Raw genomic sequence first — 2,130 nt, 5'->3', positions numbered from 1 at the left:
TCGATGTACCCGACCACGACGTCGGCCCCGCGTTCCTGTCTGCGCCGCGCCTCGTCCAGCATCCGGTAGGTCTTGCCGACCCCCGGGGCGGAACCCAGGTACACCCGCAGCCGACCGGTGCGGGGGCCGGTGCCGGGCATGAGGTCGCGGGCCATGGGCGCTGCTCATTCCTTCGGGAGGTAGTGCACGTCTGCGGACACGGGTCGGCCGGCCCGGGCGCGGGAGACGTGCTCCACACCCGGGCCGGCCAGGTCATGCGACCGGATGACGTAACATCACTTCGACTCGCTGATCGCCTTGTTGAGGAGGACGACGTTGACGCCCTCCTGGCCGAGGAAGCCGAGGGAACGGCCCTCGGTGTACGTGTCGACCAGCTTGGCGACCGTCTCCACCGGCAGCTTGCGCTCCTTGGCGACCCGGTTGACCTGCTCCTTGGCGTAGGCCACCGAGATATGCGGGTCGAGGCCGGAGCCGGAGGCGGTCAGCGCGTCGGCCGGGACGCTCGCCGGGTCGACGCCGTCGAACGCGGCGACGGCGGCGCGGCGGTCGTTGACGGCCTTGAGCAGGTCGTCGCTGTTCGGGCCGAGGTTGCTGGCACCGGAGTTGTCGCCGGCGTGGTGGTTGGCGGAGGGCCGGGGCTGGAACCACTTCGGGTCCGGGACCGGCTCCTCCTTCGGGTCATCCGGGTTCTTCTTCGGCAGGTCGTAGTTCTGGCCCAACAGGCTCGAACCGACCTGGTTGCCGTCGGACTTCACGATCGAGCCATTGGCCTTGTCGCCGAAGGCGACCTGGGAGATGCCGGTGACCAACAGCGGATAGGCGATCCCGAGGATCACGGTGAGCACCAGGAGCACGCGCAGTGCGGTGAGGTGGGTCCGCACGATGGCGGGAAGGGGCTTGGACATTGCGGTGGACTCCTTTCTCAGCTGAGGCCGGGGATGAACTGGACGACGAGGTCGATCAGCTTGATGCCGACGAACGGCACGATCAGACCGCCGACACCGTAGACCCCGATGTTCCGGGCCAGCAGGGAGCTGGCGTCGGCGGGACGGTACTTCACGCCGCGCAGGGCGAGCGGGATCAGGCCGATGATGACCAGGGCGTTGAAGATGATCGCCGAGGTGATCGCGGACTGGGGGCTGTGCAGGCCCATGATGTTGAGGTGGCTCAGGCCCGGGTAGACCCCGGCGAACATCGCGGGGATGATCGCGAAGTACTTCGCCACGTCGTTGGCGATCGAGAAGGTGGTCAGCGCGCCGCGGGTGATCAGCAGCTGCTTGCCGATCTCCACGATCTCGATCAGCTTGGTCGGGTTGGAGTCCAGGTCGACCATGTTGCCGGCCTCCTTGGCCGCCATGGTCCCGGTGTTCATCGCGACGCCGACGTCCGCCTGGGCGAGCGCGGGGGCGTCGTTGGTGCCGTCGCCGGTCATCGCGACCAGCTTGCCGCCCTCCTGCTCCTTCTTGATCAGGGCCATCTTGTCCTCGGGCGTGGCCTCGGCGAGGAAGTCGTCCACACCGGCCTCCTCCGCGATCGCCTTGGCGGTCAGCGGGTTGTCGCCCGTGATCATGATGGTCTTGATGCCCATCCGGCGGAGCTCGTCGAAGCGCTCCCGCATGCCCTCCTTGACCACGTCCTTGAGGTGGATCACCCCCAGGACCTTGGCAGGAGCGTCGCCGATCTTCGTCGCGACGACGAGGGGCGTGCCACCCGCGGCAGAGATCCCGTCGACCAGCGTCGAGACCTCATCGGTGACCGAACCACCGTTGGCAGTAACCCAGTTGGACACGGCAGCCGCCGCACCCTTGCGAACCTGGTGCACGCCGTCCGCCTCGTCCAGGTCCACGCCCGACATCCGGGTCTGGGCGGTGAACGGCACCCAGGTGGCGTGGGTCAGCTCACCCTGCGCGCGGGCCCGCAGACCGTACTCGGTCTTGGCCAGGACCACGATCGAACGGCCCTCCGGTGTCTCGTCCGCCAGCGACGACAGCTGCGCGGCACTCGCGAGCTCGTCCGTCGAGACACCGCTCACCGACAGGAACTCGGCGGCCTGGCGGTTGCCCAGGGTGATGGTGCCGGTCTTGTCGAGCAGCAGGGTGTTGACGTCGCCGGCGGCCTCGACGGCGCGCC

Annotated in this window: 2 protein-coding genes and 1 pseudogene; all 3 read right to left on the bottom strand. The window is 68.5% G+C overall.

Annotation, left to right across the window (positions count from 1 at the left end):
- Positions 1–140: pseudogene (locus ACIG5E_RS39355) on the bottom strand (hypothetical protein); the annotation flags it as partial.
- Positions 141–275: 135 nt separating this feature from the next.
- Positions 276–905: a K(+)-transporting ATPase subunit C gene (gene kdpC / locus ACIG5E_RS39350; protein WP_396542110.1), complete on the bottom strand. Its 630-nt coding sequence runs from the start codon at positions 903–905 to the stop codon at positions 276–278.
- A gap of 17 nt (positions 906–922) precedes the next feature.
- Positions 923–2,130 (bottom strand): potassium-transporting ATPase subunit KdpB (gene kdpB / locus ACIG5E_RS39345; protein ID WP_396542108.1); only part of this gene is annotated, 1,208 nt, incomplete at its 5' end.

The organism is Kitasatospora sp. NPDC053057, from assembly GCF_044546945.1.
GTDB lineage: Bacteria > Actinomycetota > Actinomycetes > Streptomycetales > Streptomycetaceae > Kitasatospora.
Note: the sequence above shows the minus strand (reverse complement) of the source record. Positions and strands in the feature narration are given on the sequence as shown.